The organism is Actinoallomurus sp. NPDC052308 (assembly GCF_040679195.1).
Lineage (GTDB): Bacteria > Actinomycetota > Actinomycetes > Streptosporangiales > Streptosporangiaceae > Actinoallomurus > Actinoallomurus liliacearum.
The window spans coordinates 1-25,529 of sequence record NZ_JBFAUM010000034.1 but is presented as its reverse complement, the minus strand read 5'-3'; the positions used below and the strand labels follow the sequence as shown (position 1 = coordinate 25,529).

The window sequence follows — 25,529 nt, the reverse complement described above, 5'->3', positions numbered from 1 at the left end:
GGCACCAGCCCTGTTTCACCGAAAAGATCGTCCTGCGGACTCAGACGCCGACGGGGTGCCAGACGGTCTTGGTCTCCAGGAACGCGGTCATCCGGGCGGTACCGGGGTCGGCGGTCCAGTCGTCGGCGGCCGGGCGGTGCACCCGCTTGAGGTTGTCCGCCGCCGCCCGCGCGCAGTCGGCCGCCAGGTCGTCCGGCGCGCCGGCCAGGTCGATCGCGTTGACGTCCTGGTGGGAGGCGAGCCAGGGGGCCAGCTCGGCGCGGTGCCCGGTGAGGAGGTTGACGACGCCGCCCGGCACGTCGGAGGTGGCGAGGACCTCGGCGAGGGTGATCGCCGGGAGCGGCGCGGGCTCCGAGGCGACGACGACCGCCGTGTTGCCGGTCGCGATCACCGGCGCGATCACCGACACGAGCCCGAGCAGCGGCGAGTCCGGCGCGACGACGCCGACCACGCCGGTGGGCTCGGGCGTGGAGAAGTTGAAGAACGGCCCGGAGACGGGGTTGGCCGACCCCGTCACCTGCGCGATCTTGTCGGCCCACCCCGCGTACCATACCCAGCGGTCGATCGCCGCGTCGACCTCGGCGGCGGCGGCCGTCTTGCCGAGGCCGGCGCCGCGCAGCTCCTCGACGAACTGGCCGCGGCGCCCTTCCAGCATCTCCGCGACGCGGTAGAGGATCTGGCCGCGGTTGTAGCCGGTCCGGCCCGCCCAGCCGGCCTGGGCCTTCCGCGCGGCCACGACCGCGTCCCGGACGTCCTTGCGCGAGGCCCGCGCGGCGTTGGCCAGGAACTTTCCCTTGGCGTCGTTCACGATGACGGTCCTGCCGGACTCCGACCGGGGGAACGCGCCCCCGATGAACAGCTTGTAGGTCTTGCGAACACTCAACCGCTCGCTCATCGAAGGTAGGCCTCCAGCCCGTGCCGTCCGCCCTCGCGCCCGAAACCGGACTCCTTGTACCCGCCGAAGGGCGAGGCGGGATCGAACTTGTTGAAGGTGTTCGCCCAGACGACCCCGGCCCGGAGCCGCTCGGCCATCCACAGAATGCGCGACCCCTTGTCGGTCCAGATGCCCGCCGACAGGCCGTACGGCGTGTTGTTCGCCTTCTCGACCGCCTCGGCCGGGGTACGGAACGTCAGCACCGACAGGACCGGGCCGAAGATCTCCTCGCGGGCGATCCGGTGCGAGGCCGCGACGCCGGTGAACACGGTCGGCGCGAACCAGAACCCCCGCTCGGGCAGCTCGCACGGCGGCGACCAGCGGGTCGCGCCCTCCGCCTCACCGCTGTCGGACAGTTCGCGGATCTTCGCCAGCTGGGCGGCCGAGTTGATCGCGCCGACGTCGGTGTTCTTGTCCAGCGGGTCGCCGACCCGCAGCGTCGCCATCCGCGCCTTCAGCCGGTCGAGCAGCCCGTCGACGACCGACTCCTGCACGAGCAGCCGCGAACCGGCGCAGCACACGTGGCCCTGGTTGAAGAAGATGCCGTTGACGATGCCCTCGACGGCCTGGTCGAGCGGCGCGTCGTCGAAGACGATGTTGGCCGCCTTGCCGCCGAGCTCCAGCGTGAGCCTCTTGTCCGTCCCGGCGACCGAGCGGGCGATCTGCCGGCCGACCTCGGTCGAGCCGGTGAAGGCGACCTTGTCGATCCCGGGGTGCTCGACCAGCGCGCGGCCCGTCTCCCCCGCCCCGGTGAGGATGTTCACGACGCCGGGCGGCAGGTCCGCCTGCGCGCAGATCTCGGCGAACGCCAGCGCCGTCAGCGGAGTCGTCTCGGCCGGCTTCAGGACGACGGTGTTGCCGCAGGCCAGCGCCGGCGCGACCTTCCACGCCAGCATCAGCAGCGGGAAGTTCCAGGGGATGACCTGACCGGCGACGCCCAGCGGCCTCGGCTCGGGGCCGAACCCGGCGTGCGAGAGTTTGTCGGCCCAGCCGGCGTAGTAGAAGAAGTGCGCGGCGACCAGGGGCAGGTCGACGTCCCGCGACTCGCGGATCGGCTTGCCGTTGTCGATGGACTCCAGGACGGCCAGCTCGCGCGACCGTTCCTGGATCAGCCGCGCGATCCGGAAGAGGTACTTCGCCCGTTCGGCGCCCGGCATCGGGCCCCACACCGTGTCGTACGCGCGGCGGGCCGCCGCGACGGCGCGGTCGACGTCGTCGGCGCCGGCCTCGGCGACCTCGGCCAGGGTCTCCTCGGTGGCCGGGTCGATGGTCTTGAAGGTGTTCTTCGCCTCGACGAACTCACCGGCGACGAACAGGCCGTACGACGGCTTGATGTCGACGATGTCCCGTGACTCCGGCGCGGGGGCGTACTCGAAACTCATCCGCTCAGTCCATCGTGAAGTAGTCGGGACCGCCGTACACGCCGGTCGTGAGCTTGCGGCGCTGCATCAGCAGGTCGTTGAGCAGGCTGGACGCGCCGAGCCGGAACCAGTCGGGCGTCAGCCAGTCCGGCCCGGCCGTCTCGTTCACGAGCACGAGGTACTTGATCGCGTCCTTGGTCGTGCGGATGCCGCCGGCCGGTTTGACGCCCACCTGGCGGCCCGTCGCCGCCCGGAAGTCGCGCACGGCCTCCAGCATCACCAGGGTGACCGGCAGTGTGGCGGCCGGGCTCACCTTGCCGGTGCTGGTCTTGATGAAGTCGGCGCCGGCCAGCATCGCCAGCCACGACGCCCGCCGTACGTTGTCGTAGGTGACCAGTTCGCCGGTCTCCAGGATGACCTTCAGGTGCACGTCGCCGCACTCGGCCTTGACGGCGACGATCTCGTCGTACACCTTCCCGAGGTCGCCCGCGAGGAACGCGCCGCGGTCGATCACCATGTCGATCTCGGTGGCGCCGTCGTCGATCGCCCGGCGGGTGTCGGCGAGCTTGGCGTCGAGCGGCGCCCGCCCCGACGGGAACGCCGTCGCGACGCTCGCGACCCCGATCCCCGTGCCGTCCAGCGCGCGCACCGCCTCGCCGACGAGGTCGGAGTAGACGCAGACCGCCGCGACCTTCGGCACGCTCGCGTCGGCCGGGTCCGGATGGGCCGCCTTGGCGCACAGCGCCCGCACCTTGCCGGAGGTGTCCGCGCCCTCGAGCGTCGTCAGGTCGACCATCGAGATCGCCAGGTCGATCGCGTACGCCTTCGCCGACTTCTTGATCGAACGGGTCGCCAGGCGCGCGGCCCGCTCCTCCGCTCCCACTTGGTCCACCGCCGGCAGACCGTGCAGGAAGCCGCGGAGCTCGGCCGGCGACATGGCCGTGTCCGCGAAGGTCGACAGGTCAGGCACGTCTCCCCCTGTGTTCGAGTGTCCGATCGAGGATAAGCGCCGCCGTGCGGAAGATGACCACCGGGAGTCGCGCGATCCCCCAAGATTCAACAACCTACGCATAACGGACGGCAACACCACGCCGAACGGCCCCCGAACACTGGGACGCGCCGGAAGCCGCAGACGTACACTCACCCGTCTTCTTCGCCGAAAGGGGAACATGTTGCTCCGTCGTGTGATGGCGGGAATCGCCCTCCTGGCGCTGGCAGGGTGCTTCGGGCACGCGGATCGGCCGGTGTTCCGGCCCGACCGACCGGCCACGGGCGCCGCTCACCGCGAACTGAGCCGCGCGCGGACTCACCGAGCGGAGTCCAGGCCCAGTTGACGGGCCGCCGCGTCCACGGTCTGTTCGAGCAGGACGGCGATGGTCATGGGGCCGACGCCGCCGGGGACCGGCGTGATGAGGCTCGCGCGGGTGAGGGCGGTCTCGAGGTCCACGTCTCCGACGTTGCCGGGGTTGTAGCCGGCGTCGATCACGACGGCGCCGGGCTTGACGTCCTCGCCGCGGATGAACCGCGGCCGGCCGACGGCGGCGACCAGGATGTCGGCCTGCCGCACGATCGACGCCAGGTCGGCCGTGCGCGAGTGGCAGTACGTGACCGTGGCGTCGCCGGCCAGCAGCATCATCCCCACAGGCCTGCCGAGGATGGCGCTCCGGCCGACCACGACGGCGTGCCGACCCGCGAGCTCGACGTCGTACTCCTCGAGCAGCCGCATGATGCCGCCGGGAGTGCAGGACGCGAAGCCCGGCAACCCGAAGCTCATCGCGCCGAACGAGTGCAGCGTGAGCCCGTCGACGTCCTTTCCCGGGGCGATGGCCTCGAACGCGGCGCGCTCGTCGATGTGCGGCCCGACCGGATGCTGGAGCAGGATGCCGTGCACTCCGGGATCCTGCGACAGGGCGGTGACGGCGTCGACCAGTTCCGCCGTCGTGGTGGTGGCCGGCAGTCCCACGTGCCGCGAGGCGATGCCGGCCTTCTCGCAGCGGGCGCGCTTCATGCGCACGTAGGTCACGGACGCGGGGTCGTCGCCGACCAGCACGGTCGCCAGGCACGGCGGCGTGCCGGTCTCCCGGGTGATCTGCGCGGCCCTGGCGGCGCTGCGCTCGACGATGCGGCGGGCCGGGCCCGCGCCGTCCATGAGACGGGCGGTGTGCGTCTGGGTCACGGGCTGCTCCTGAACGGTCTGCGTGAGGGCGGCCCAGGCGCACGGCACGATCGAGTGGGCCGCTCCCCGGTGGTGCTCCACCTCAGCGCCAGTCACGGCCCGAGATCCACCGTACCGCCCTTCCCCGATCACCGGTGTCCACTGCCGACAGGCGACAATGCGCGCCGGTGACCGTGCGTCCCGAAGCCGTTCCGGCCGCCGATATCCAGTTCGTTTCTTCGGAGGGGCTGAGTACGGTGTGCTGGTGATCACTGAAGCGACCTGGGCGATCGGGCCGGAACCGGTCGAGACGGCGGGGCTGCTGCGGACCTATTTCACCGACGTCGCCTCGCGCTACTACGGCAGGCCGGCCACCGAGGCCGAGGTCGACGCCGCGATGGCCGAGGATCCCAGCGACGACCTCGCCTGCTTCCTGGTGGGACGGTACGCCGGGGTGCCGGCCGGGTGCGTCGGCCTGCGGCTGATCTCTCCCGGCGTCGCGGAACTGACCCGGCTGTACGTCATCCCGGCGGCGCGGCGCACCGGCGGCGGCCGCGCGCTGCTGGCGGCGGCCGAGGAGGCGGCGCTCCGGCTCGGCGCGCGCACGATGCGCCTCGACACCCGCCGCGACCTGGTCGAGGCCCGCGCCCTGTACGCCGCCCAGGGATACCAGGAGATCGAGCCGTACAACAACGGCCCGTACGCCGACCACTGGTTCGAGAAGCACCTCGGCCACTGAGATACCCCAGACCCTGATGCCTGGCGATCGCTGCCCCTACAGCGCAGTGAACGCCAGTGGGCGAATGCACCACCGTCGCGAAAGGGGAGACGGACGACGTGCCTCATGGTTGGACGGCCGATCCGGTCCTCGGGGGCGTCGTGCTGGCGGGCGCGTCCGTGCAGCGGCTCGCGCGGATCGGGTTCGCGCCCGTCGCAGGCGCTCAGCGGAGGTGACCGGACGCCCGCAGGTCGTCGAAGATGAGCTGATCGACCGGGGACACGCGGTCACGGTCGGCGTAGGAGAGCCAGACGACCTCCTCGATCTCGCTACTGGGCTCGAGGGTGCCGTGGTAGTCGCCGGTATAGCAGGTCATCCGCACCGTCACGCCGTCCCGATGGCCGTGCGCCTGCGCCTCGTACGTGCCCAGGGGCGCCACCGTCTCGGGGACGATCGAGACGGTGAGCTCTTCTCGGACCTCGCGGGCCAGGGTCTGCATGTCGCTCTCCCCCGCCTCCCGCTTGCCGCCGGGAAAGTAGTAGGCGTCCTTGCCGCGCGAACGCGTGCTGAGGACCCTGCCATCCTCGACCCTGACCCACGCCACCTTGTCGATGACCGGCATCTCGCCTGCTCCGATCCCCGGACGACCCTGACCCGCCCGACCCTACCGAGCGGGCACGCGCCGCCCGGGGACGGGCGTCGCGGGCCGCCGCGGAGCACCGGGCGCAGTCGGGCGGCTCGGGTCGCGTGGGCATTTCGTGACCGTCGACCCGGCCCCTACCCCTCGTCGGTCTCGGTGCGGCGCTCCGGGGCGCCGGGGACGACGTCGCGCTCGCCGGGCGCGATGACGCCCGCGCCGGTGTCGCGTGGGGTGCGCTGGACGGCGTTGAGGACGTGGTAGCCGAACAGGACGGCGACGGTGCCGAGCGCGATGCCCTGCAGCGGGAAGTCACTGGTGATCTTCAGGGTCACGTTGCCGATGGCCAGGATGAGGCCGGCGGCGACGGGGACGAGGTTGACCGGGTCGCCGAAGTCGACGCGGTTCTCGATCCAGATCTTCGCCCCGAGCAGGCCGATCATGCCGTACAGCACGACCGTGATGCCGCCGAGGACGCCGCCGGGGGTGGCGGCCACCAGCGCGCCGAACTTCGGGCACAGGCCGACCAGGACCGCGACGATCGCGGCGACGTAGTAGGCGGCGGTCGAGTAGATCCGCGTGGCGGCCATGACGCCGATGTTCTCGGCGTACGTCGTGGTCGGTGCGCCGCCGACGGCGGTCGCCAGCACGGTGGTGGCGCCGTCCGCGGCGATGGCGCGGCCGAGGTACGGGTCGAGGTCGGCCCCGGTCATCGCGGCGACGGCCTTGACGTGGCCGGTGTTCTCCGCGATCAAGGCGATCACCGGGGGCAACGCGACGAGGATGGCCGAGGTCTTGAAATCGGGGGCGTGGAAGTGCGGGAGGCCGAACCAGTCCGCCGTCTTGACGCCGCTCAGGTCGACGCGGAAGTGGGTGGTGACCTTGCCGCTGCCGTCGGGGGCGGTGATCCGGCCCGCGGTCCGGTCGAGGACCCATGACAGGAGGAAGCCGAAGACCAGGCCGATGAGGACCGCGATCCGCGACCAGAAGCCGCGCAGCACGACGGCGCACAGGACGACGACGGCCAGGGTGGCGAGCGCGACCCACTGGTCCTGTGGCCAGTAGACGTCGGCGACCACCGGGGCGAGGTTGAAGCCGATCAGCATGACGACCGCGCCGGTGACCACGGGCGGGAAGATCCGGTGGATGACCTGGGCGCCGAGGACGTGGATGACCAGGCCGACGACGGCGAGCGCCGCACCGGCGACGAGGATCGCGCCGGTCACCTGGGCGGTGCTCCCGCCGGCCGCGCGGATGGCCGCGACGGCGCCGACGAAGGAGGCGCTGCTGCCGAGGTAGCTCGGCACCTTCCCGGCGGAGACCAGCAGGAACAGGATGGTCGCGATCCCGGACATCATGATCGCGAGGTTCGGGTCCAGCCCCATTACGACGGGGAACACGAACGTCGCGCCGAACATGGCGACGACGTGCTGGGCGCCGATTCCGACGGTGCGGCCCCAGGACAGGCGCTCGTCCGGTCCGACGACCTCGCCCAGCGCGGGTGTGCGCCCGTCACCGTGCAGTTTCCAGCCGATCGCCATGGGGTCCTCCCGGGGGGTGTCGCCGCGCGGGCATGGCGTAGCGGCCCGCCCGCGCTCGTGGAGCCGGTGCCTGCCCGGCCCGCGCGCGGGCGGTCGGGCCTCAGATTCCCCGCATGCGCAGGACGTGCAGCGCGAGCGTGAGGTTGAGGCGGAGATGGGCGTCGTCGGTGAACGGGCCCAGCAGGCGCTCCAGTTTACCGATGCGGTAACGGAGCGTGTTGTAGTGGAAGTGCAGCCGGCGGGCGGTCTCCGCGACGTTGAGGTTGGTCTCCAGCAGCACCTGCAGGGTGCGCCGCAGGTCGACGGCCTCGGGGTCCTGGTCACCGGCGAGCTCGCCGAGGGTCTCCTGGACGAAGGCGTGCAGCTCGGCGGTGTCCTCGACCAGGCTGAGCAGCCGGAAGACGCCGAGCTCGTCGAAGTGCACGACCGCTCCGTCGCCGTTCATCTGCCGCCCGACGCGTACCGCCCTGATCGCCTGGTCGTACGCGGACGGCAGGTCGCCGGGCTGCTGTGCCACCCGGCTCACCCCGGTGGAGAACGTCCGGTCCTGGTCGGCGAACACGGCGGCGGCGTCCTTGGCCAGCGCCGGCACGTCGCAGGCGTCGGCGGCGACGACCGCGACGACCTCGCCAGAAAATCCGGCCACCGCGGCGTTGCGGTCCCGGCGCCGGACCGCCGAGGTCCACGCGGCCACGAGCCGGTCCTGGAGGACGCGCTCCTCGGGACCGCGCGCCGGTCCACGGTCGAGGGCGGCGACGACCACGGTGGCGGGCCGGCCCAGGTCCCAGCCGAAGCTCGCACTGTGCGCGATGACGTGCTCGTCGGTGCCGGACCGGCCGGTGAGGACGTCGCGCAGGAAGTCGGCGCGGTACTTGCTCTCCACGGCCGACACGGCCTGCTGCTTGGTGATGACGAGGGCGACGACGGTGGCCACGCGCTCGAGGATCCCGACGTCGGCCGCCGCCACGCCGGCCACCGCCATCCGCCCGTAGGTGAACCCGCCCGCGACGACGGGCACCACGATCAGCCCGTCCGGACCGGTCCCCGGGGCGTCGTCGCGCGTGGCCGGCCCGGCGGGATCGGGCGCGGGCTCCCCCGGCGCGGCGTCGGTGGGCCACACCGGAGCGACGTCGGCCGGCGGCACGTCCGGGAGGACCTCCGGCGTGGGCGCCTCGCCCTCCACGGCCGGTGGGACATCCGTCAGCGCGCTCTGCAGCCGGGCCAGGAGCGCCTCGTCACCGGAGGCCGCGAGCCGGCGGCCGTCGCCGTCCAGGACGGCGACGGCGGCGTCCAGGAGGGTGGCGACCTCGTCGGTCACCTCCTGCAGGCCGCCGCCGCACAGCACGATCTGGATGAGGGCGCGGTGGACCTCCTCCCCGCGCGCCAGGACCGCGGCCTGCCGGTTGAGGACGCCGGTCAGGACCTGGTTGAGGATGTCGTCGAACCCGGCGTCCTCGGGCAGCCGGATCAGCGGGAAGTCGAGCCGGTCGGCCTGCTGGAGCATCTCGTCCGGCAGGCGGTCGAGATAGCGGCCCGGTTTGACGGCGAGGGCCGTCAGGCCGCAGGCGTCCAGGTCGGCGACCAGCCGGCCGAGGGTCTCGGGACTGTGGCGCAGCGGATAGCCGGTGGTCAGCAGCAGCTCGTGCGGCTTGACGTAGGCGAGGACGTCGGGGACCTCCATGACGCCCAGGCGCTGCACGACACGGTCGAGGCCGCCCGCCCCGGCGACGAGCCGGGCGCCCGCCAGAGTCGACAGGTCCAGAACCTCTTCAACGGACAGTCCGTACGCCGGCGTGCCGGAGCCGGCGGGACGCAGAGCCGGAGGACGAGATCCGCAAGAAGACGACATGGCCGCCCAATCTGCCGAAGTGACCCCCGAGTAACGATCACACGATGACGAGAAACACGAACGCTGGCAAGCATCCTTGGCAGGATTATCCATACGGCCATGGCTCGGAGCGGTTTACGTTCACGACCATGACACCCCGGCCGGGGCCCCGCGACCGAACCTGACGGTCCGCGCCGTGCGGGCCGGCGGGGGCGATCCGACCCATCGCGCCGCGGGAGGTCCGGGTGAGGCCGTCCACCACCGCGGGGCGGCGACGCGGCCCGCGCACCGCCCCGGCCCTGAGCCTGCCCGGTGCCGCCAGCCTCGGCGTCCGTGCCGTGCTCGGCGGTCCCCGGCGCGCCGCCCGCGCGGTCGCGGTGTTCCCCGCCACGACGTACCTGAGGGTGGACGGGCCCGCCGAGCCGATCGTCGTCGCGCTCGTCACCACGGACGCCGTCCGGCCGCCGAACGCCGTGGTCCTGGCCGCGCCGGCACGGCAGGAGCCGTTCCGCGGCGTCCGCGAGGGAGACGTGGCGTTCGTCGGTGACGGCGGTGTGGAGGTCGCCGCCCGGCTCCGCGTGCGGATCCGCCGCTGGTGGGATCCCACCCCGGTGCTCGGCCCGCTGTCGCTCGTCCGGCTGGCGCACGGGGCCCGCGCGCTCGGCGAGCTCGCCGGGCCCTGGGGGCTGAGCGGGCATCCGGTGCCGGACGTTCTCGCCGACAGTTGCGCGGCGGGCGACCTCGCCCACGCCGTCGACGCTGCGGAACGGATCGTCGGTCTGGGACCCGGGTTGACGCCGAGCGGCGACGACGCGCTGGCCGGCCTCCTGCTCGCGCTGCGCCTGCTGGGCGGGGCGGTCCCCGGCGGGGGCCGGGCCGTCCGGCTGGCCGACTGGATCGGCGCCGCCGTCACCGCGTACGCGTGCGAGCGCACGACCGCCCTGGCGGCGACTCTGCTGCAGTGCGCCGCGCGGGGGCAGGCGAGCGTGGAGACCGCCGCCGTGCTGCGGGGCATCGCCGGCCAGGAACCCGTCGCGCCCGCCGCGCGCCGCCTCATCGACATCGGTCACACCTCGGGCAGCGACGTCGCCTGGGGCCTGCTGACCGGCTGCCGCGCCGCCCTCGCGCTCAGCGGCCGTGACCGCGGCGGCCGATCCGGCACCCCGCGCCCCGGTCAGCCGTGACCGGGGAACGGCGCCGTCCTCCCACCGGCCACAATCGACCCATGACACTTTCCGGGATCCAGTACGAGATCGCCGCCGGCCCGTACGCCGCCGTCGTCACCGAGCAGGGCGGTTCGCTGCGCGCGCTGTCGAGGGACGGCCGGCCGCTGGTCCTCACGCACGACGCCGACGAGCAGCCGCCCGCGGCCTCGGGACAGTTGCTGGCGCCGTGGCCGAACCGGATCGACCGGGGACGCTATGAGTTCGGCGGCGAGGCGTACCAGTTGCCGATCAACGAGCGCGCGCTCGACAACGCCATCCACGGCCTCGTGCGCGAGGGCGCGTGGGCGGTCGCCGAGCACGAGCCGCACCGGGTGCTCCTCACGTACCGGCTCCTCGGTCACGGCGGCTATCCGTTCCGGCTGAACCTGACCGTGGACTACTCCCTCGACGCCGAGCAGGGCCTGACCGTACGCCTGTCGGCGCACAACGCCGGCACGCGGCCCGCCCCGTACGGACACGGCGCGCACCCGTACCTCACGCTGGGCCGCCCGCTGGACGAGTGTGTCCTGACGATCCCCGCCGACCGGTACCTGGAGGTCGACGAGCGCGCCGTCCCCGAGCCGGCGGCCCGGGACGTCGCCGGCACCGCGTACGACCTGCGCGACGGGCGGCGTCTCGGCGACCTGAAGATCGACAACCCGTTCACGGAGCTGCGCCGGGACGCGGACGGGCGCGCGTGGGTGCGCCTGGAGGACGGGGCCCGCTCGGTCGCGCTGTGGACCGACGAGGCGCATCCGTGGCTGGAGATCTACACCGCCGACGCGGCGCCCGGGGACATGCGCCGGGCGGGGGTGGGCGCCGAGCCGATGACCTGCCCGCCCAACGCGTTCGTCACCGGGACGGACCTGATCACACTCGAGCCGGGCGCGGAGTTCGGCGGCTCCTGGGGGATCGTCGGTCACTGAGGGGCGGCCCGCGCGAACCGACCGCCGCGGACGGCGATCACACTCCCGGGAGTTCTCCCCCGGCCCCGGTGCCCGCCTGTCGGCGATCACCGCGGGCGGGTGGCCCCGGATCGGTAACGTGTGACGCGGTGTCTATGGGAAGGAACTGCATGAAGCTGACCCTGTCCTCCGTCGACGACCTGAGCGCCCGGGTGGAGGAGGCACGCGCGGAGTACGACCGCCACCACCCCGGCCTGCCGGACCAGCGCCGTCCGGTGCACACCCTGTACGTCCCGGCCGACCAGTTCACCGCCACCACCCCGGCCGACCTGGGGAAAGAGGCGCTGCGGCTGCTCGAGACGCACGTCGCGGACGGCGCCGCGGCGGCGGGCGCCTTCGGCATCGACGCGGCCCTGGCCGAGACCGTACGGGAGCGGGTCGCCGCGAAGCTGACCCGCGAACCGGTGGAGGACCTGCGCATCGACTTCGAGGACGGCTACGGCGTCCGCGACGACGCCGAGGAGGACGGGCACGTCGCCGCCGCCGTGGAGGCGGTCGCCCAGGCGTACGAGACGCGTTCCCTCCCCTATTACTGGGGGCTGCGGGTCAAGTCGTTCGCGGACGGCGGGCACGGCCGCGCCATGCGCACGCTCGACGGATTCCTCACCGGGCTGGCCGAGCGCCTCGGCCGGCTGCCGGGCGGCTTCGTCGTGACCTTCCCCAAGATCGTGACGCCCGAGCACGTGCGGATCTTCGCCGACTTCCTCGCCCGCTTCGAGGCGGAGATCGGCCTGCCGGAGGGGCTGCTGCGCCTCGAGATCCAGATCGAGACCCCGCAGTCGGTCGCCCGTCTCCCGGAGGTCGTGTCCGCCGCCGGTGACCGGCTCAGCGCGGCGCAGTTCGGCGTCCGCGACTACACGGCCGCGTGCGGGCTGCCCCCGTCGGAGCAGCGGCTCGACCACCCGGCCTGCGACCACGCACGCCACGTCATGCAGGTGACCCTCGCCGGCACCGGCATCCGCCTGTCGGACGGCGCGACGAAGATCGCCCCGGCCGGCGAGGACACCAAGGACGTGCACAAGGCGTGGCGACTGCACGCCGGGCTCGTCCGCTACTCCCTGATGCACGGCTTCCCGCAGGGATGTGACCTGGATGTCGCGCAGCTGCCGAGCCGCTACGCCGCGGTGTACGCGTTCCTGCTGAACGGCCTGGACGACACCCTCGACCGCCTGCGCGCCCACCGTGCCGGGCAGGCCGACGCCGCCCTCGACGACCCGGCGGCGGTCGCGGCGCTGACCGCCCGGCTCCGGCACGCGGTCGACTGTGGCGCCGTCGACCGCGACGACGTCCGCGACCTGATCGGCTGATCGGGCGGAGCGGGCGCCCTACCGGTCCACCGCCGCGCCCGGGCGGGGCAGCGGCACGCCGTCGTCGACGAGCCGGTCCTCACCGCGGTCGTCGACCCCCATGAGCTGCCGCAGGTCCTCGATCGCCATGGTCTGCTCGCGCATCTTGGCCATGATGTCGCGCAGCGTGTGGACGACGACGAGGGTCGCCTCCGCCTGGGCGAGGGTGGCGTGGACCTGTGCCGCCGCCGTGTCCGGGGGCGTGCGCGCCAGGGCGTTCTCGGCCTTGAGCAGGTGGGAGGCGGCACTGTCATTGTGCGTCACCCAGTGGTAGCCGGGTTCCTCCGGCCAGGCAGACGTCATAGCGGGCTGCTTACCTCTCCAGCCGGTGCCCCCGGCCCGGCGATCTTGTCCGTCCGTACACGTCCCCGCGCGTCAGTATGACGCGCGAGTCAGCCCGCCGGTTGACAGTCGGGACTTCACGCTCCGGCCGTCCTCTCCCGCTTCACGGCCGGCTCAGGCGCTCGAGATCCTCGGGGGTGTCGATGTCGTCGGGGGCGGCGACGTCGTCGCAGGGCACGGTGGCGACCAGCTCGGGATGGGCGCGCAGGAAGGCGCGGGCGCCGACGTCTCCGGAGGCGCCGGCCGCCGCCTCCGCGAAGTACTCGTGCGCGATGAGGACGGGGTTCCTGGGCCGGCCCGCGTAGGTGGCGACCGCCGCCCGCGCCCCGGAGTCGTACGCCGCGCGGAGCCGGCGCACGGCCGCCGCGGTCACGCGCGGCTGGTCGACCAGGGCGATGACGACGGCCGGGCAGTCGGCCGCCAGCGCCGACAGCCCGGCGCGCAGCGACGAGCCCATGCCCGTGGGCCAGTCCGGGTTGTGGACGACGACTGCGCCGGCCACGTCGATCGCGGCGGCGCCGGTGACGACGACGATCGGGGTACAGCCCGCCTCGTGGAGCATGCGGACCCCACGGTCGACGAGCCGCACCCCGCCGATCTCGACGAGCGCCTTCGGTGTACCGAGCCGGCGCCCCTCCCCGGCGGCCAGCAACAGCCCGGCCGGGGCGCCCGCGTGTCTGATCCCCACCTTGGGAGCGTATCCGTCGGTGTGGTCCCGGTCACGTGCTGATCGAGAGCCCGACGGATCCGTCAGCGGTGGCCGGCGACGGGTGGCAGCACGCCGTGGCCGGTGTGGTGCGGGGCCGCCGCCGTCCCTCCGGCCACCGCCGCGGCGATGAACGCGGCGACGACGAGCCGGCGCACGACGATCTTCCGGGCGTTCTGCGACATGATGATCGGCCTTCTTCCCCGTTCGACTGGACTCTTCCGAGTCTGGGCCCCGGCGCGCGCCCGCGCAGTGGGGCCAGGCCGACTCTTGGACGGTGGGGCCAGCCCCCCTGGATCCCTCGCGGTGGCACGACCGCCGCGGATTCCCTCGGCCCGGTCCCGGCGGGGTCACTCCCCGTGGATCCGGCCCTCCGTCTCGCTGAGGGGGCGCCCGGTGCCGCCCCAGCGGAGCCGGATGAGCTCGGCCGCCACCGACACCGCGGTCTCCTCCGGGGTGCGGGCGCCGATGTCCAGGCCGATGGGCGAGCGCAGCCGCGCGAGCTCGTCCTCGGTCACGCCGGCGTCGCGCAGCCGCTTCAGCCGGTCGTCGTGGGTGCGCCGGGAGCCCATCGCGCCGATGTAGCCCGCCGGGGTGCGCAGCGCCACCTCCAGGAGCGGCACGTCGAACTTCGGGTCGTGGGTGAGCACGCAGATCGCCGTGCGCTCGTCCACCTCCGTCTCGGCCAGGAACCGGTGCGGCCACTTGACGACCACCTCGTCCGCGTCGGGGAACCGCTTGGGGGTGGCGAAGACCGGACGGGCGTCGCACACGGTCACGTGGTAGCCGAGGAACCTGCCGACGCGGACGACCGCCGCGGCGAAGTCGATCGCGCCGAACACCAGCATCCGCGGCGGGGGCGCGAAGGAGTGCACGAAGACGGAGAGTTCGTCGCCGCGTCGCTCGCCGTCCGGCCCGTAGCGGCGGATGCCGGTGCGGCCCTGGGCGAGCATTCCGCGGGCGTCGTCGTCCACGGCGGCGTCCAGCCGTTCGAGCCCGAGCGAGCCCGCTACGCGGTCGGGCCAGACGATCCGCCGGGCACCGGTCTCCCGAGGGCCGTCGACGACCGTCACGACCGCCACCGGCTCGTGCCGTTCGATGGACGCCGCGACGTCCGCGAACTCCGGGTACGTCGCCGGACCGACCGGCTCGACCAGCACGTCGAGGATGCCGCCGCAGGTCAGGCCGACGGCGAAGGCGTCGTCGTCGCTGACGCCGTACCGCCGCACCACCGGCCGGCCCGTCTCCATGACCTCGCGCGCCAGCTCGTACACCGCGCCCTCGACACAGCCGCCGGACACGCTGCCCACGGCCTCGCCCGCGGCTGACACCGCCATGGCGGCGCCCGGCGGGCGGGGCGCGCTGCGGAACGTGTCCACGACCGTGGCCAGGCCGAACGTCTCCCCCGCCGCGTACCAGGGGCGGACCTCGCCGAGGACGTCACGCATCGCCGATCACTCCCGCCAGTTCCTCGAGGGCGGCCAGGCTGTGCCCGGCCACGAAGTCGTCGACGTGCGGCAGGGCCGCCGCCATCCCGGCCGTGAGCGGTTCGTACCCCGGCCGGGCCTTGTGCGGGTTGGCCCACACCACCCGGTGGGCGAGCCGCCGCAGCCGCGCCATCTGCGCGCCCAAGAGCGTAGCGTCGCCGCGTTCCCAGCCGTCCGAGGCCACCACGACGACCGCGCCGCGCGCCATGCCCCGCTGACCGAACCGGTCCAGGAACTCCTTCAGCTCCTCGCCCAGCCGGGTGCCGCCGCTCCAGTCGGGGATCGCGGACGACACCGCCGCCATCGCCGCGTCGGGTTCGCGGTGCCGCAGTTCCCGGGTGACCCGGGTCAGCCGCGTGCCGAACGTGAAGACCTCGGTGCTGCGCGGGGCGCAGCGCAGGGCGGCGTGCGCGAACCGCAGGAGCACGTCGGCGTACGGGCTCATCGACCCGCTGACGTCGACGAGGAGCACCACCCGGCGCGGGCGGGTCCGGTGCGCGCGGTGGTGCGGCCGGGAGATCTCCCCGCCGCGCCGGAGGATGGCGCGGACCGTCCGGCCCGGGTCGAGACGTCCCCGGTGGGCCGGGGCGAACCGCCGGGATCGGCGGCGGGCCGAGACGTTGTCGAGCAGCGCGACGAGCCGCCGCACCTCGTCCCGCTCGGCCGCGCTGAGCCGGGCGACGTCGCGTCTGCGCAGGACCTCGGCCGCGCTCGCGGCCGTCACGCTCGGGTCGCCGCCCACCTCGGTCCCGTCCCCTTCGGACCCGGCGGCGGGCCGAGCGGTGAGTACCGGCGACCGGGACACGCGGCGCACCGAGGCGGACTCGCCGGAGAAGTACGCGGCGAAGCACCGGTCGTAACGCGGCAGGTCCGCCGGGTCGGCGCACAGGGTGAGGCGCCCGGCCCAGTAGACGTCGCGCGGATTCCGCACGTCGAGGCGGTCGAGCGCGCCGATCATCGCCTGGAGCCGCTCGGGGTCGGCGGGCACGCCGGCGGCGCGGAGCGTACGGGCGAAGGCGGTCAGCGTCTCGACCAGGTCGCGCGGCACGCCCATCGTCAGGACCCGTCGAGCAGCGTGTCGAGGCCCTTGGCGACGCGCTCGGTGTCCTCCCGGTACTTCAGGACGGCGCCGAGCGTGCCGGCCGCGGTGTCGGGATCCAGTTCACGGGCGCCGAGGGCGACCAGCGCCTCGGTCCAGTCGAGGCTCTCGGCGACCCCGGGCGTCTTCAGCAGATCGAGCCCGCGAAGCCGGGCGGCCGCGCCGGCGACCTGGCGGACGAGCCGTTCGGACGCCTCCGGCAGCCGCCGCCGGATGATCGCGACCTCCCGGTCGAACGCCGGGTGCTCCAGCCAGTGGTAGAGGCAGCGGCGCTTCAGCGCGTCGTGCACCTCGCGCGTACGGTTCGAGGTGACGATGACGACGGGCGGGCGCTCGGCCCGTACGGTGCCCAGCTCGGGAATCGAGATCGTGAAGTCGCTCAGCACCTCCAGCAGGAACGCCTCGAACTCGTCGTCGGCGCGGTCGATCTCGTCGACCAGGAGCACGCTCGGCCGCTCCGCCGAGGAGGTCTCCAGCGCCCGGAGCAGCGGCCGGGCGACGAGGAAGCGCCGGTCGTACAGCTCCGACTCCAGCCGCTGCACGTCGGTCACGCCCGCGGCCTCGGCGGCGCGCAGGTGCAGCAACTGGCGCGGGAAGTCCCAGTCGTAGAGCGCCTGTGCGGCGTCCAGGCCCTCGTAGCACTGGAGCCGGATGAGCGGGACGTCGAGCACGGTGGCGAGCGTCTTGGCCAGTTCGGTCTTGCCGACGCCGGCCTCGCCCTCCAGGAAAAGCGGGCGGCTCATGCGCAGGCTCAGGAAGCAGGCCGTGGCGAGCCCCTCGTCGGCGAGGTAGGCATGCCGGTTCAGGGCCTCGCTCAAGGCCGCCGGCGAGGTGAGGTCGGATGCCGGGAACGCGGTGGGGTGCGGCACGCCTCAAGGCTACTTCGCCCGCCAGATCTCGCACGGAACCCGAAATGGTCGCCTTGTCGGAACTGCCGGATTCTGCGGACGGTGCGCACTACGCTCCGATGATCATGAAAAGAGCGACCATGGCGAGGAGCCGTTCGATGGGCTGGAGATCTCCGGTGATGGGCGCCGCCGCCGCGGCGCTCCTGGTGGTCGGGATGGCCACGGCCGCGTGCTCGCCGGCGCAGCAGGCGTCGCAGACCGCGGCCGGCGCGACGGCGAACACGGGGCCGCTCCCGTTCCAGTTGCCCGCCCAGAGCGTCCTGCGCTCCTCCGGGCACAAGGTCTTCGCGCACTACTTCACGCCGTATCCCGTCTCCCTGGACAACAAGGACGCGGCGAGTGACTACTACACGAGGAACTACCTGTCGCCGACCGGTGAGAGCGGCAAGCACGCCGCCTACGGCGGGCTGCTCCGGGACCGGCCGATCGGCCGCGCCCCGATCAGCGGAAACTGGCAGTTGGAGGACATGAGGACGGAGGTCCGGCGCGCCGCGGCGGCCGGTCTCGACGGCTTCACCGTGGACCTGCTGTCGGTCAGTTCCTCCAGTCCCAACTGGGCCCGCGTCAAGCTGCTCATCCAGGCGGCCGAGCAGGTCGACCCCGGCTTCAAGATCGTCCTGATGCCCGACATGAACGGCCTCGCGAACGTGGACGCCGCCACGCTCGCGGCCGCCGTCGCGAGCGTCGCCAAGTCGCCCGCCGTCTACCACCTCGCCGACAAACGCCTCGTCGTCTCGCCGTTCAAGGCCGAGGGCAGGACCGCGGCGTGGTGGTCGTCCTGGATGACCACCATGCGCGACAAGTACGGCATCGAGGTCGCGCTCGTCCCCTGCTTCCTCAACTTCGGTCCCAACGCGAGCGCCTTCGCCCCGATCAGCTACGGCTTCTCCAACTGGGGGAACCGGAACCCGGCCGCCAACGCGGGCCTGGCCGCGAACATCACCAAGGCGCACCAGCTCGGCAAGAAATGGATGCAGCCCGTCTCGGTCCAGGACGAACGGCCGAACCAGGGCAAGTACGACGAGGCCGGCAACACCGAGAACCTGCGGGTCACCTGGAACGCGGCGATCAACGGCGCCGACTGGGCGCAGATCCCCACCTGGAACGACTACTCCGAAGGCGCGCAGCTCTCCCCTTCGGCCAAGCACGGGTGGACCTACCTCGACCTGTCGTCGTACTACCTCACCCGGCTGAAGACCGGGAAGTACCCGACCATCACCAAGGACGTCGTGTACGTCACGCACCGCGTCCAGCCGGCGGCGGCCAAGCCGACGTTCGCCGAGACCAAGCTCATGACGCTGCGCTCGGGCAGCACCCCCGCCCGCGACCAGGTCGAGGTGCTCACGATGCTGACCGCCGCCGCGACGGTCACCGCGACGATCGGCGGCACCGCCCACACGTACAGCGCGCCGGCGGGCCTGCACGTCCAGACCTTCCCCCTGAAGGCGGGCACCAACAGCGTCTCGGTGACGCGGAACGGCACGGTCACGGCGAAGGTCACCTCGCCGTTCACCGTGACCGCCAAGCCGCGGGTCCAGGACGAGCAGTACTACGGCGTGACCAGCGGCCGGTAGGCCTCTGAGCCCGGCACGGACCGGCGGTTCCCGTCGCCGGTCCGTACGGCGTCCTCCGGCCGGCGGCTCGCGTCGCCGGCCCGTCGGCCGTCCTCCGGGCCGCGGACGGCCGCGCGCTCGTGAGCCGCGCGCTCCTGGGCCGCCACCACCGCGTCGGCGTACTGCTCGGTCCAGCGGCCGAACGCCTCGATCGGCTCCAGCAGGCCGCGACCGGCCTCGGTCAGCTCGTACTCGACCCGTGGCGGCGCCTCGGCGTAAGCGCGCCGCGTCACCAATCCGTCGTCCTCCAGCCGGCGCAGTGTCTCGGTGAGGACCTTGCCGCTGATGCCGCCGATCACCTTGCGCAGCTCCACCGGCCGCCCGGGCCCGTGGCGCAGCGCGTAGATGACGACGGCGTTCCAGGTGTTCGCCAGCAGGTCGAACGCCAACCGCGTCTGGCAGTCGGCGAGGAGATCCCGGTCCATCCCTATGTCCTTACCGCATCGGCCGGGCACCGATCGGTGCCCATCGGAACTCCTAGTGTCGCGCCATGCGAATCGGAATCCTCGGAGCGGGGAACATGGCGGGCGCGCTCGGCGCCCAGTGGGCGCGCGCGGGGCACGAGGTGCTCGTCGGCGCGCGCGACCGGGACAAGGCGGCGAAGCGTGCCGCGGAGATCGGACCGGGCGCTCTCCCGGGCGGCCTGCGGGAGGCGGCCGCCTTCGGCGACGTGACGCTGCTGGCGGTGGCGTACGAGGGCGTGGAAGAGGTCCTCGGGCAGGTCGGGGACGTTCTGCGCGGGCGGACGGTGATCGACTGCGTGAACGGCATCGTGCATCCGGGCGTCACGCTCGCCACCGGCACCGGGCCGTCCGTCGCCCGGCGGATCGCCGACGCGACCGGCGCCCACGTGGTGAAGGCGTTCAACCTGTGCCCCGACGCGATGTGGCGGATGACGCCGCCCCGGGTCGACGGCCGCCCGCTGACCGTGCCGATCTGCGGCGACGACTCCGGCGCCCTGGCCGCGGCACGGACCTTGATCACCGATCTCGGCTGCGTCCCGGCCGACGCCGGGGACCTCGACCGGGCCGGCGTCCTGGAGGCCACCGCGGCGTACGTGATCGGCCTGCACATCGCCGGCGTCGATCCGCGCTCCGCCCTCCCCTCGCCCGAACAGGAGGTCAGCGGCGCCAGGCCGGCATGACGGCGAACATCGTCGCGGTCTTGGCGGGATCGCGGTCGACGAGTTCGTCGAGCACCTCGTCGATCCGCTTCATGATCGAGTCGTCGAGACGCCGCCCGCTGACGGCGGCGTTCTCGGCGACCTGCTCGGGCCTCGAGGCACCGATGATCGCCGCGGCGACGTTCGGGTTCCGCAGGACCCAGGCGACGGCGAGCTGGGCCATCGTGAGCCCGGCCTCCTCGGCGATCGGCCGCAGCCGCTGGACCCGTTCGAGCACCGTGTCGGACATATAGCGGGTGACGAAGCGCGAACCCTGTGCGTCATCGGCCCGCGACCCCGCGGGGGCCTCGCGTCCGGGCAGATACTTGCCGGTGAGAACGCCCTGGGCGACCGGGGAGAACACGATCTGGCTCAGGCCGAGACGCTCACACGCGGGCACGACCTCCGGCTCGATGACGCGCCACAGCATGGAGTACTGCGGCTGGTTGGACACCAGCGGCACTCCCAGCGGGCGGGCGAGCTCCTGCCCCTTCGCGATCTGGGCGGCCGTCCACTCCGACACCCCGATGTGGAGCGCCTTCCCCTGCCGCACCAGATCGGCGAACGCGCGGATGGTCTCCTCGAGCGGAGTGTTCCCGTCGAAGCGGTGCGCCTGGTAGAGATCGACGTAGTCGGTGCGGAGCCGCCGCAGGGATGCGTGGCAGCTCTCCATGATGTGCTTGCGAGAGAGCCCCCGGTCGTTCGGACCCGGACCGGTCGGCAGGCACACCTTCGTCGCGATCACGAGTGACTCGCGACGGACCCCGGCCAGCGCGCGGCCGAGCACCTCCTCGGCGCGTCCCCGGGAGTAGATGTCGGCCGTGTCGAACGTCGTGATGCCGGCGTCCAGGGCCGCCCGGACGCATGCCGCCTGCGTGTCCTCCGCGATCTGGCCGTCCAGCGTCAGCCAGTTCCCGAAGATGATCTCGCTGACCTTCAGGCCGCTGTGCCCGAGGTATCGATGCTCCACGATGATCATCGTAACGACACGCCGACGACCGCCCTGGTCCGCCTACCAGCGGCATCGACCCGCGTCGGAGTCTCTGGACGCGGCCTCGGTCACACGGCCGCGCCGGGGCCCGGCAGCAGGTCGACGTCGCCCGCGTGCATCGGCTCGCCGCAGTGGGCGCAGCGCAGGTCGACACCGCTGATCTCACCGCACGCGTGGTGGCGGTAGAGCACCGGCGGGCCGGCCTCGCCCGCGAGCCACTTGTCCCCCCAGCCGACCATGACCATGAGCAGGTCGACGAGCTCGGTGCCCTTCTCCGTCAGGCGGTACTCGTAGCGCGGCCGCCTGTCATAGGGACGGCGCTCGAGCACGCCCTGGTCGACGAGATGGTTGAGCCGCTCGGTCAGCACCTTGCGCGAGATCCCAAGGTCGGCCTGAAGCTGGTCGAACCGGCTCACCCCGACCCACACGTCCCGCAGGATCAGCGGCGACCACGGCTCACCGATCACGTCGAGGGTGCGCGCGATGGAGCAGGCCATCTCCCCGAAGTTCGTGCGTTGCATGGAAGCAGTCTAACGATTTGAGTTCCCTTACGGAACTCCACCTGCTACTGTCGTGGCGTCTCTTGAAGGAACTCGGAAGGAACAGAGATGAGCAAGGTCTTCAGCGCGATGGCGGTCTCGGCCGACGGCTATGTCACCGGTCACGGTCCTGACGCCGGGCGAGGCCTCGGCGACGGGACGGCGCTCTTCGACTGGTACTTCGACGGCGACACCCCCAGCCGGGTGTTCGACGGTTTCAAGCTCAGCGAGCCCAGCGCCCGGGTCTTCGACGCCGTCGCCGGTCGCGTCGGCGCCGTCGTCGCGGGCCGCAACACCTACGAGGACTCCGAGGGCTTCGGCGGCGGGAGTCCGCACCCGGCGGCGCCGCTCTTCGTCCTCAGCCACCGGCCGGCGCCGGAGATGACCGACCGCCAGACACTGGTCACGGCCGGGATCGGTGAGGTGGTCGCGGCGGCCCGGGAGGCGGCCGGCGGCAAGGACGTCGCGCTCATGGGCGGCGGCGTCGTGACCGAGGCCCTGAAGGCGGGGCTCGTGGACGAGCTGGTCCTCCACCAGGTGCCGGTCCTGCTCGGCGGCGGCCGTCCCTACTTCCAGGAGCTGCCCGAGCACGTCCGGCTGCGCCTCGTCGAGGTGGTGCCCGCGCCGGGCGTCACCCACCTCCACTACGAGGTCGAGCGCTGATCCTCATCACCGACGGCCTCGCGATGATCAGCGATGAGGTCGTCGTCCACGACATCGACAGAACCCACGCCAGGAGATGACCACGATGCTGAACCCCGACGTACGCCGCGTGCTCGACGGCACCTCGCTCGCCCACCTCGCCAGCGTTCTTCCCGACGGCGCTCCCCACTCCGTTCCCGTCTGGGTCGGCACGGAGGGCGACCACGTCGCGATCCTCACCGGCCCGGACTCCCGCAAGGCCCGCAACCTGCGGCGCGACCCGCGGGTCGCGCTCTCCCTGACGCCGGCCGACAACCCGTTCCAGCCGGTCATCGTCCGCGGCAGGGTCGTCGAATGGCTGGAGGGCGACGCCGCCTGGGAGATCGTCGACCGGATCTCGACGAAGTACATCGGCGGCCCCTACTCGCGCGACGAGGAACGGGTCGTCGCGCTCATCGAGCCCGACCGGCAGAGCGTGGGCTGAGACCGGTGACTCGGGCGAAGTCGCGGATGACGGCGCTGTCCGTGCCGGCCGGCCAGACCGGGGCGCAGATCATCGGCGGCAGTCCGGTCACGGGCACGGTGACGACGTGGGGGTTGTCCGGGCGTACGGCCGCGATCGTCAGGTGGACCACGTCTCCCCCGGCGACCAGGACGATCGCCTCCTCCAGCGACGTGGACGTGTGCCGGGGAACCCGGCGGAGCGGGACGCCGCCGGGGGTGACCGGCGGTATCCACAGGTCGGCGAGCTGCTCCGGCATGTTGCTCGGATACAGGATGGCGTGGTCGGCCAGTTCCTCGGCGTCGACGGCGACGCGCCGGGCCAGCGGGTGTCCGGCCGCCACCAGCACCGCGCGTTCCTCGCGCAGCCACGCCGGGCCGACGCCGAAGCCCATGGCCTGGACCAGCGTGAGGTCGGCGGGCAGCCAGCCGACGAAGACGTCCACCGGCCAGTCGACACCCCAGCGGACCGGGTCGGTGTTGGGATGCGCGGACCGCACCACGGCACAGTGCGGGCGGACCCGTTCGAACGCCCGGATCGGCCCGTCGATCACGGCGTCGGGCAGGCTGGTCGCGACGCCGACGCGGAGCGCCGCGATACTCGCGCTGCGCCGCGCCTCCCCCAGCGCCCGCTCCATCCGCTCGTACGCGGGCCGGAGCTCGGCGTGCAGTCGTTCGCCCAGCGGCGTCAGCCGGACCCGCCTGCTGGTGCGCTCGAACAGCGGACCGCCGACCCGGCGCTCCAGCGCGCGCACCGCCTGGCTCACGCGCGGCGTGGAGACGCCCAGCCGCGTCGCCGCCCGGCCGAAGTGCAACTCCCGGGCGACCTCCAGGAACGCCTCGATCTCCCGCATCTCCATGCACCCATTGTGTCGCCTCGCTTAACGATCGTGGCGCGATCCGTCATTGATCGGCCTTCCCGGCGCGGCCAGCCTGGAAGGGCTATGGGACTCGAAGAGCAAATTCCCGGCGGTTTCCTTCTCACGACCGTCGAGGCGGTGGCCGGCATGGCCCGCAAATCGTCGATGTGGCCGATGACGTTCGGCCTGGCCTGCTGCGGCATGGAGCTGATGGCCGTCGGCGACCCGCGGCACGACTTCTCGCGGTTCGGCATGGAGCGCCCGTCGGGCTCGCCCCGGCAGGCGGACCTCATGGTCGTCGCCGGCCGGGTGAGCCAGAAGATGGCACCGGTGCTGCGGCAGTTGTACGACCAGATGGCCGCGCCGAAGTGGGTCATCGCGATGGGCGTGTGCGCCTCGTCGGGCGGCATGTTCAACAACTACGCCGTCGTACAGGGCGTCGACCACATCGTGCCGGTCGACATCTACCTGCCCGGCTGCCCACCCCGGCCGGAGATGCTGCTGGACGCCATCGTCAAGCTGCACGACAAGGTCCAGAACACGAGACTGGGCGCGCACCGGCGGGCGGAGATCGTGGCCGAGGAACGCGCCCGCCTGACGCGACTCCCCCTGGCCGACGCCTGCTCGACCGCCCACTGAGGCTCCGGCACCGACGGCCGTCCGTCAGGCGGCGGCGCGTTCGCCGGCAGGCCGGCGGCGGAGGCGCGCCTGCTGGAGGGCCGGCGGCACGTACGCCTGGTCGAGCGTGCCGACGTCGGTGCCCGGCGGGACGATCTCGTCGATCCGGTCGAGGACGTCGTCGGTGAGCGTCACGTCGATGCCGGCCAGGAGGTCGTCGAGGTGGCTCATCGTGCGCGGCCCGACGATCGCGCTGGTCACGCCGGGATGAGCGATCGCGAACGCCATGGCGAGGTGGGTCAGCGGCAGTCCCACCTCCTCGGCCAGCGAGATGAACCGCTCGACGGTTTCGAGCCGGCGTTCGTCGTTGACGTGCTTGACGAAGGCGGCGCGGCGGAGTTCGTTCGGCTCGTCCTTGCGGACACGCCCGGTGAGCAGTCCCTGCCCGAGCGGCCCCCACACCAGGGTGCCCATCCCATGGCGCTGGGCGACCGGCAGCACCTCGCGTTCGATGCCGCGGTTGAGCAGCGAGTACGGCGGCTGCTCCGTGCGGAACCGTGCCAGACCGCGCCGGTCGGCGACCCACTGGGCTTCGACGATGTCGGACGCCGGCATGCCGGACGACCCGATCGCACGGACCTTCCCGCTGTGGATCAGGTCGGAGAGCACGGAAAGCGTCTCCTCGATGTCCGTGGTGGGGTCCGGCCGGTGGATCTGGTAGAGGTCGATGTGGTCGGTCCGCAGGCGGCGCAGCGAGTTCTCGACCGCGGTCACGATCCACCGCCGCGAGGCGCCCTGGTGATTGGGATCGTCACCCATCGAACGGCTCACCTTGGTCGCGAGGACGACCTCGTCCCGTCGCCCCTTGAGCGCCTTCCCGACGATCTCTTCGGAGTCCTGGTAGGCGTCGGCCGTGTCGATGAGGTTGATCCCCGCGTCCAGCGCCTTGTGGATCATGCGGGCCGAGTCTTCGGGGTCGGGGTTGCCGACGGACGTCGCGAACATCAATGCGCCGAGCGCATAGGGACTGACCTTGATACCGGTCCGGCCGAGCGTGCGGTACTGCATACGGAGAATGCCTCTTTTCGCAGGAAGGGGCGGAACGAGCTACGACGTCGGCGAATCCACACCCGGCGGATATGGCAGTCGTGCGGCTGCCGCAGGTGCCACGCGGCGGCTCTTCGGTGCTCGTCTCGTCGAACCCGCGGGTGCCGCCGGTCCGCCGAGCCGGTTCCCAGCCTGCGGCGGTACGGGCGCCGGCGGAAGAGACGTCCTTAGACGTCGTTTCATTTGGGGTGATCAGTAGGATCCTGCCGTGTCGATGGTGGAGCGTCTGGTTCCCGATGAGTTGTGGGAGTTGTTCGAACGGGT

At 72.6% G+C, this 25,529-nt stretch carries 27 protein-coding genes and 1 riboswitch; of the genes, 9 read left to right on the top strand and 18 right to left on the bottom strand.

What is annotated here, in order from left to right; all coding sequences use genetic code 11:
• Positions 1-40: 40 nt before the first annotated feature.
• The 4 genes from AB0L00_RS40490 to AB0L00_RS40475 form a co-directional block, all read right to left on the bottom strand.
• The gene (locus AB0L00_RS40490) at positions 41-895 is read right to left on the bottom strand and encodes an aldehyde dehydrogenase family protein (protein ID WP_364442963.1); all 855 of its coding nucleotides are present in this window, start codon (positions 893-895) and stop codon (positions 41-43) included.
• A complete protein-coding gene (locus AB0L00_RS40485) occupies positions 892-2,316 on the bottom strand; it encodes an aldehyde dehydrogenase family protein (protein ID WP_364442962.1) in 1,425 nt (474 codons plus the stop codon). The genes AB0L00_RS40490 and AB0L00_RS40485 overlap by 4 nt, the downstream gene beginning before the upstream one ends.
• A 4-nt stretch (positions 2,317-2,320) precedes the next feature.
• Positions 2,321-3,232: a deoxyribose-phosphate aldolase gene (deoC, locus tag AB0L00_RS40480; RefSeq protein WP_364443013.1), complete on the bottom strand. Its 912-nt coding sequence runs from the start codon at positions 3,230-3,232 to the stop codon at positions 2,321-2,323.
• 369 nt (positions 3,233-3,601) lie between these two features.
• Complete coding sequence (locus AB0L00_RS40475; protein ID WP_364442961.1) at positions 3,602-4,471, bottom strand: bifunctional 5,10-methylenetetrahydrofolate dehydrogenase/5,10-methenyltetrahydrofolate cyclohydrolase; 870 nt, start codon at positions 4,469-4,471, stop codon at positions 3,602-3,604.
• Between the two features lie 24 nt (positions 4,472-4,495).
• A riboswitch (ZMP/ZTP riboswitch) is annotated at positions 4,496-4,577 on the bottom strand.
• 138 nt (positions 4,578-4,715) lie between these two features.
• Here AB0L00_RS40475 and AB0L00_RS40470 point away from each other — a divergent pair.
• Entirely contained in the window at positions 4,716-5,189 is a 474-nt protein-coding gene (locus AB0L00_RS40470) for a GNAT family N-acetyltransferase (RefSeq protein ID WP_364442960.1), read from the top strand.
• Between the two features lie 202 nt (positions 5,190-5,391).
• Here AB0L00_RS40470 and AB0L00_RS40465 read toward each other — a convergent pair whose 3' ends face one another.
• The 3 genes from AB0L00_RS40465 to AB0L00_RS40455 form a co-directional block, all read right to left on the bottom strand.
• On the bottom strand, positions 5,392-5,790 hold the full coding sequence (locus AB0L00_RS40465; RefSeq protein ID WP_364442959.1) for an NUDIX domain-containing protein: 399 nt from the start codon (positions 5,788-5,790) through the stop codon (positions 5,392-5,394).
• A gap of 155 nt (positions 5,791-5,945) precedes the next feature.
• Positions 5,946-7,346: a solute carrier family 23 protein gene (locus AB0L00_RS40460; RefSeq protein ID WP_364442958.1), complete on the bottom strand. Its 1,401-nt coding sequence runs from the start codon at positions 7,344-7,346 to the stop codon at positions 5,946-5,948.
• A gap of 100 nt (positions 7,347-7,446) precedes the next feature.
• Positions 7,447-9,195, bottom strand: coding sequence for a PucR family transcriptional regulator ligand-binding domain-containing protein (locus AB0L00_RS40455; RefSeq protein WP_364442956.1), 1,749 nt, complete (start codon positions 9,193-9,195; stop codon positions 7,447-7,449).
• A 224-nt stretch (positions 9,196-9,419) separates the two neighbouring features.
• On the opposite strand from AB0L00_RS40455, the gene AB0L00_RS40450 reads away from it, so the two are divergent.
• From AB0L00_RS40450 to AB0L00_RS40440, 3 genes are all read left to right on the top strand, one after another.
• The gene (locus tag AB0L00_RS40450) at positions 9,420-10,358 is read left to right on the top strand and encodes a DUF2877 domain-containing protein (protein WP_364442954.1); all 939 of its coding nucleotides are present in this window, start codon (positions 9,420-9,422) and stop codon (positions 10,356-10,358) included.
• A gap of 41 nt (positions 10,359-10,399) precedes the next feature.
• The gene (locus AB0L00_RS40445; protein WP_364442953.1) at positions 10,400-11,305 is read left to right on the top strand and encodes an aldose 1-epimerase family protein; all 906 of its coding nucleotides are present in this window, start codon (positions 10,400-10,402) and stop codon (positions 11,303-11,305) included.
• A 149-nt stretch (positions 11,306-11,454) separates the two neighbouring features.
• On the top strand, positions 11,455-12,651 hold the full coding sequence (locus AB0L00_RS40440) for an aldolase/citrate lyase family protein (protein ID WP_364442952.1): 1,197 nt from the start codon (positions 11,455-11,457) through the stop codon (positions 12,649-12,651).
• An 18-nt stretch (positions 12,652-12,669) separates the two neighbouring features.
• On the opposite strand, the gene AB0L00_RS40435 is transcribed toward AB0L00_RS40440, so the two are convergent.
• The 6 genes from AB0L00_RS40435 to AB0L00_RS40410 form a co-directional block, all read right to left on the bottom strand.
• Complete coding sequence (locus AB0L00_RS40435; RefSeq protein ID WP_364442951.1) at positions 12,670-12,993, bottom strand: hypothetical protein; 324 nt, start codon at positions 12,991-12,993, stop codon at positions 12,670-12,672.
• Between the two features lie 142 nt (positions 12,994-13,135).
• Positions 13,136-13,720, bottom strand: coding sequence for a nucleotidyltransferase family protein (locus tag AB0L00_RS40430; RefSeq protein WP_364442949.1), 585 nt, complete (start codon positions 13,718-13,720; stop codon positions 13,136-13,138).
• 62 nt (positions 13,721-13,782) lie between these two features.
• Positions 13,783-13,923 (bottom strand): hypothetical protein, encoded by a 141-nt coding sequence (locus AB0L00_RS40425; protein ID WP_364442948.1) that lies wholly within the window; start codon positions 13,921-13,923, stop codon positions 13,783-13,785.
• Positions 13,924-14,088: 165 nt separating this feature from the next.
• Positions 14,089-15,186 (bottom strand): XdhC family protein, encoded by a 1,098-nt coding sequence (locus tag AB0L00_RS40420; RefSeq protein ID WP_364442946.1) that lies wholly within the window; start codon positions 15,184-15,186, stop codon positions 14,089-14,091.
• Entirely contained in the window at positions 15,179-16,279 is a 1,101-nt protein-coding gene (locus AB0L00_RS40415) for a VWA domain-containing protein (RefSeq protein ID WP_364442945.1), read from the bottom strand. Before AB0L00_RS40415 ends, AB0L00_RS40420 begins: the two co-directional genes overlap by 8 nt.
• A 2-nt stretch (positions 16,280-16,281) precedes the next feature.
• Entirely contained in the window at positions 16,282-17,193 is a 912-nt protein-coding gene (locus AB0L00_RS40410; RefSeq protein WP_364442943.1) for a MoxR family ATPase, read from the bottom strand.
• Positions 17,194-17,330: 137 nt separating this feature from the next.
• On the opposite strand from AB0L00_RS40410, the gene AB0L00_RS40405 reads away from it, so the two are divergent.
• Complete coding sequence (locus AB0L00_RS40405) at positions 17,331-18,806, top strand: glycoside hydrolase family 71 protein (RefSeq protein WP_364442942.1); 1,476 nt, start codon at positions 17,331-17,333, stop codon at positions 18,804-18,806.
• On the opposite strand, the gene AB0L00_RS40400 is transcribed toward AB0L00_RS40405, so the two are convergent.
• Positions 18,782-19,270 (bottom strand): helix-turn-helix domain-containing protein, encoded by a 489-nt coding sequence (locus tag AB0L00_RS40400; RefSeq protein WP_364442941.1) that lies wholly within the window; start codon positions 19,268-19,270, stop codon positions 18,782-18,784. The two genes, AB0L00_RS40405 and AB0L00_RS40400, sit on opposite strands and share 25 nt — an antisense overlap.
• A gap of 65 nt (positions 19,271-19,335) precedes the next feature.
• Here AB0L00_RS40400 and AB0L00_RS40395 point away from each other — a divergent pair, with 65 nt between their 5' ends.
• The gene (locus tag AB0L00_RS40395) at positions 19,336-19,989 is read left to right on the top strand and encodes an NAD(P)-binding domain-containing protein (protein WP_364442940.1); all 654 of its coding nucleotides are present in this window, start codon (positions 19,336-19,338) and stop codon (positions 19,987-19,989) included.
• Here the strand turns inward: AB0L00_RS40395 and AB0L00_RS40390 are convergent.
• A complete protein-coding gene (locus AB0L00_RS40390) occupies positions 19,967-20,977 on the bottom strand; it encodes an aldo/keto reductase family protein (RefSeq protein WP_364442939.1) in 1,011 nt (336 codons plus the stop codon). The two genes, AB0L00_RS40395 and AB0L00_RS40390, sit on opposite strands and share 23 nt — an antisense overlap.
• 89 nt (positions 20,978-21,066) lie before the next feature.
• Positions 21,067-21,519 (bottom strand): helix-turn-helix domain-containing protein, encoded by a 453-nt coding sequence (locus tag AB0L00_RS40385; protein WP_364442938.1) that lies wholly within the window; start codon positions 21,517-21,519, stop codon positions 21,067-21,069.
• 87 nt (positions 21,520-21,606) lie between these two features.
• Here AB0L00_RS40385 and AB0L00_RS40380 point away from each other — a divergent pair, with 87 nt between their 5' ends.
• Together AB0L00_RS40380 and AB0L00_RS40375 are read left to right on the top strand one after the other, a co-directional pair.
• Entirely contained in the window at positions 21,607-22,200 is a 594-nt protein-coding gene (locus AB0L00_RS40380; protein ID WP_364442937.1) for a dihydrofolate reductase family protein, read from the top strand.
• Positions 22,201-22,276: 76 nt separating this feature from the next.
• Entirely contained in the window at positions 22,277-22,663 is a 387-nt protein-coding gene (locus tag AB0L00_RS40375; protein ID WP_364442935.1) for a PPOX class F420-dependent oxidoreductase, read from the top strand.
• Here AB0L00_RS40375 and AB0L00_RS40370 read toward each other — a convergent pair.
• Positions 22,632-23,540, bottom strand: coding sequence for a LysR family transcriptional regulator (locus AB0L00_RS40370; RefSeq protein WP_364442934.1), 909 nt, complete (start codon positions 23,538-23,540; stop codon positions 22,632-22,634). The two genes, AB0L00_RS40375 and AB0L00_RS40370, sit on opposite strands and share 32 nt — an antisense overlap.
• An 84-nt stretch (positions 23,541-23,624) precedes the next feature.
• Between AB0L00_RS40370 and AB0L00_RS40365 the strand changes: the two genes are divergently transcribed.
• Positions 23,625-24,179 (top strand): NADH-quinone oxidoreductase subunit B family protein, encoded by a 555-nt coding sequence (locus AB0L00_RS40365; protein ID WP_345358239.1) that lies wholly within the window; start codon positions 23,625-23,627, stop codon positions 24,177-24,179.
• Positions 24,180-24,203: 24 nt separating this feature from the next.
• Here AB0L00_RS40365 and AB0L00_RS40360 read toward each other — a convergent pair whose 3' ends face one another.
• A complete protein-coding gene (locus AB0L00_RS40360; RefSeq protein ID WP_364442932.1) occupies positions 24,204-25,226 on the bottom strand; it encodes an aldo/keto reductase in 1,023 nt (340 codons plus the stop codon).
• Positions 25,227-25,529 lie beyond the last annotated feature (303 nt).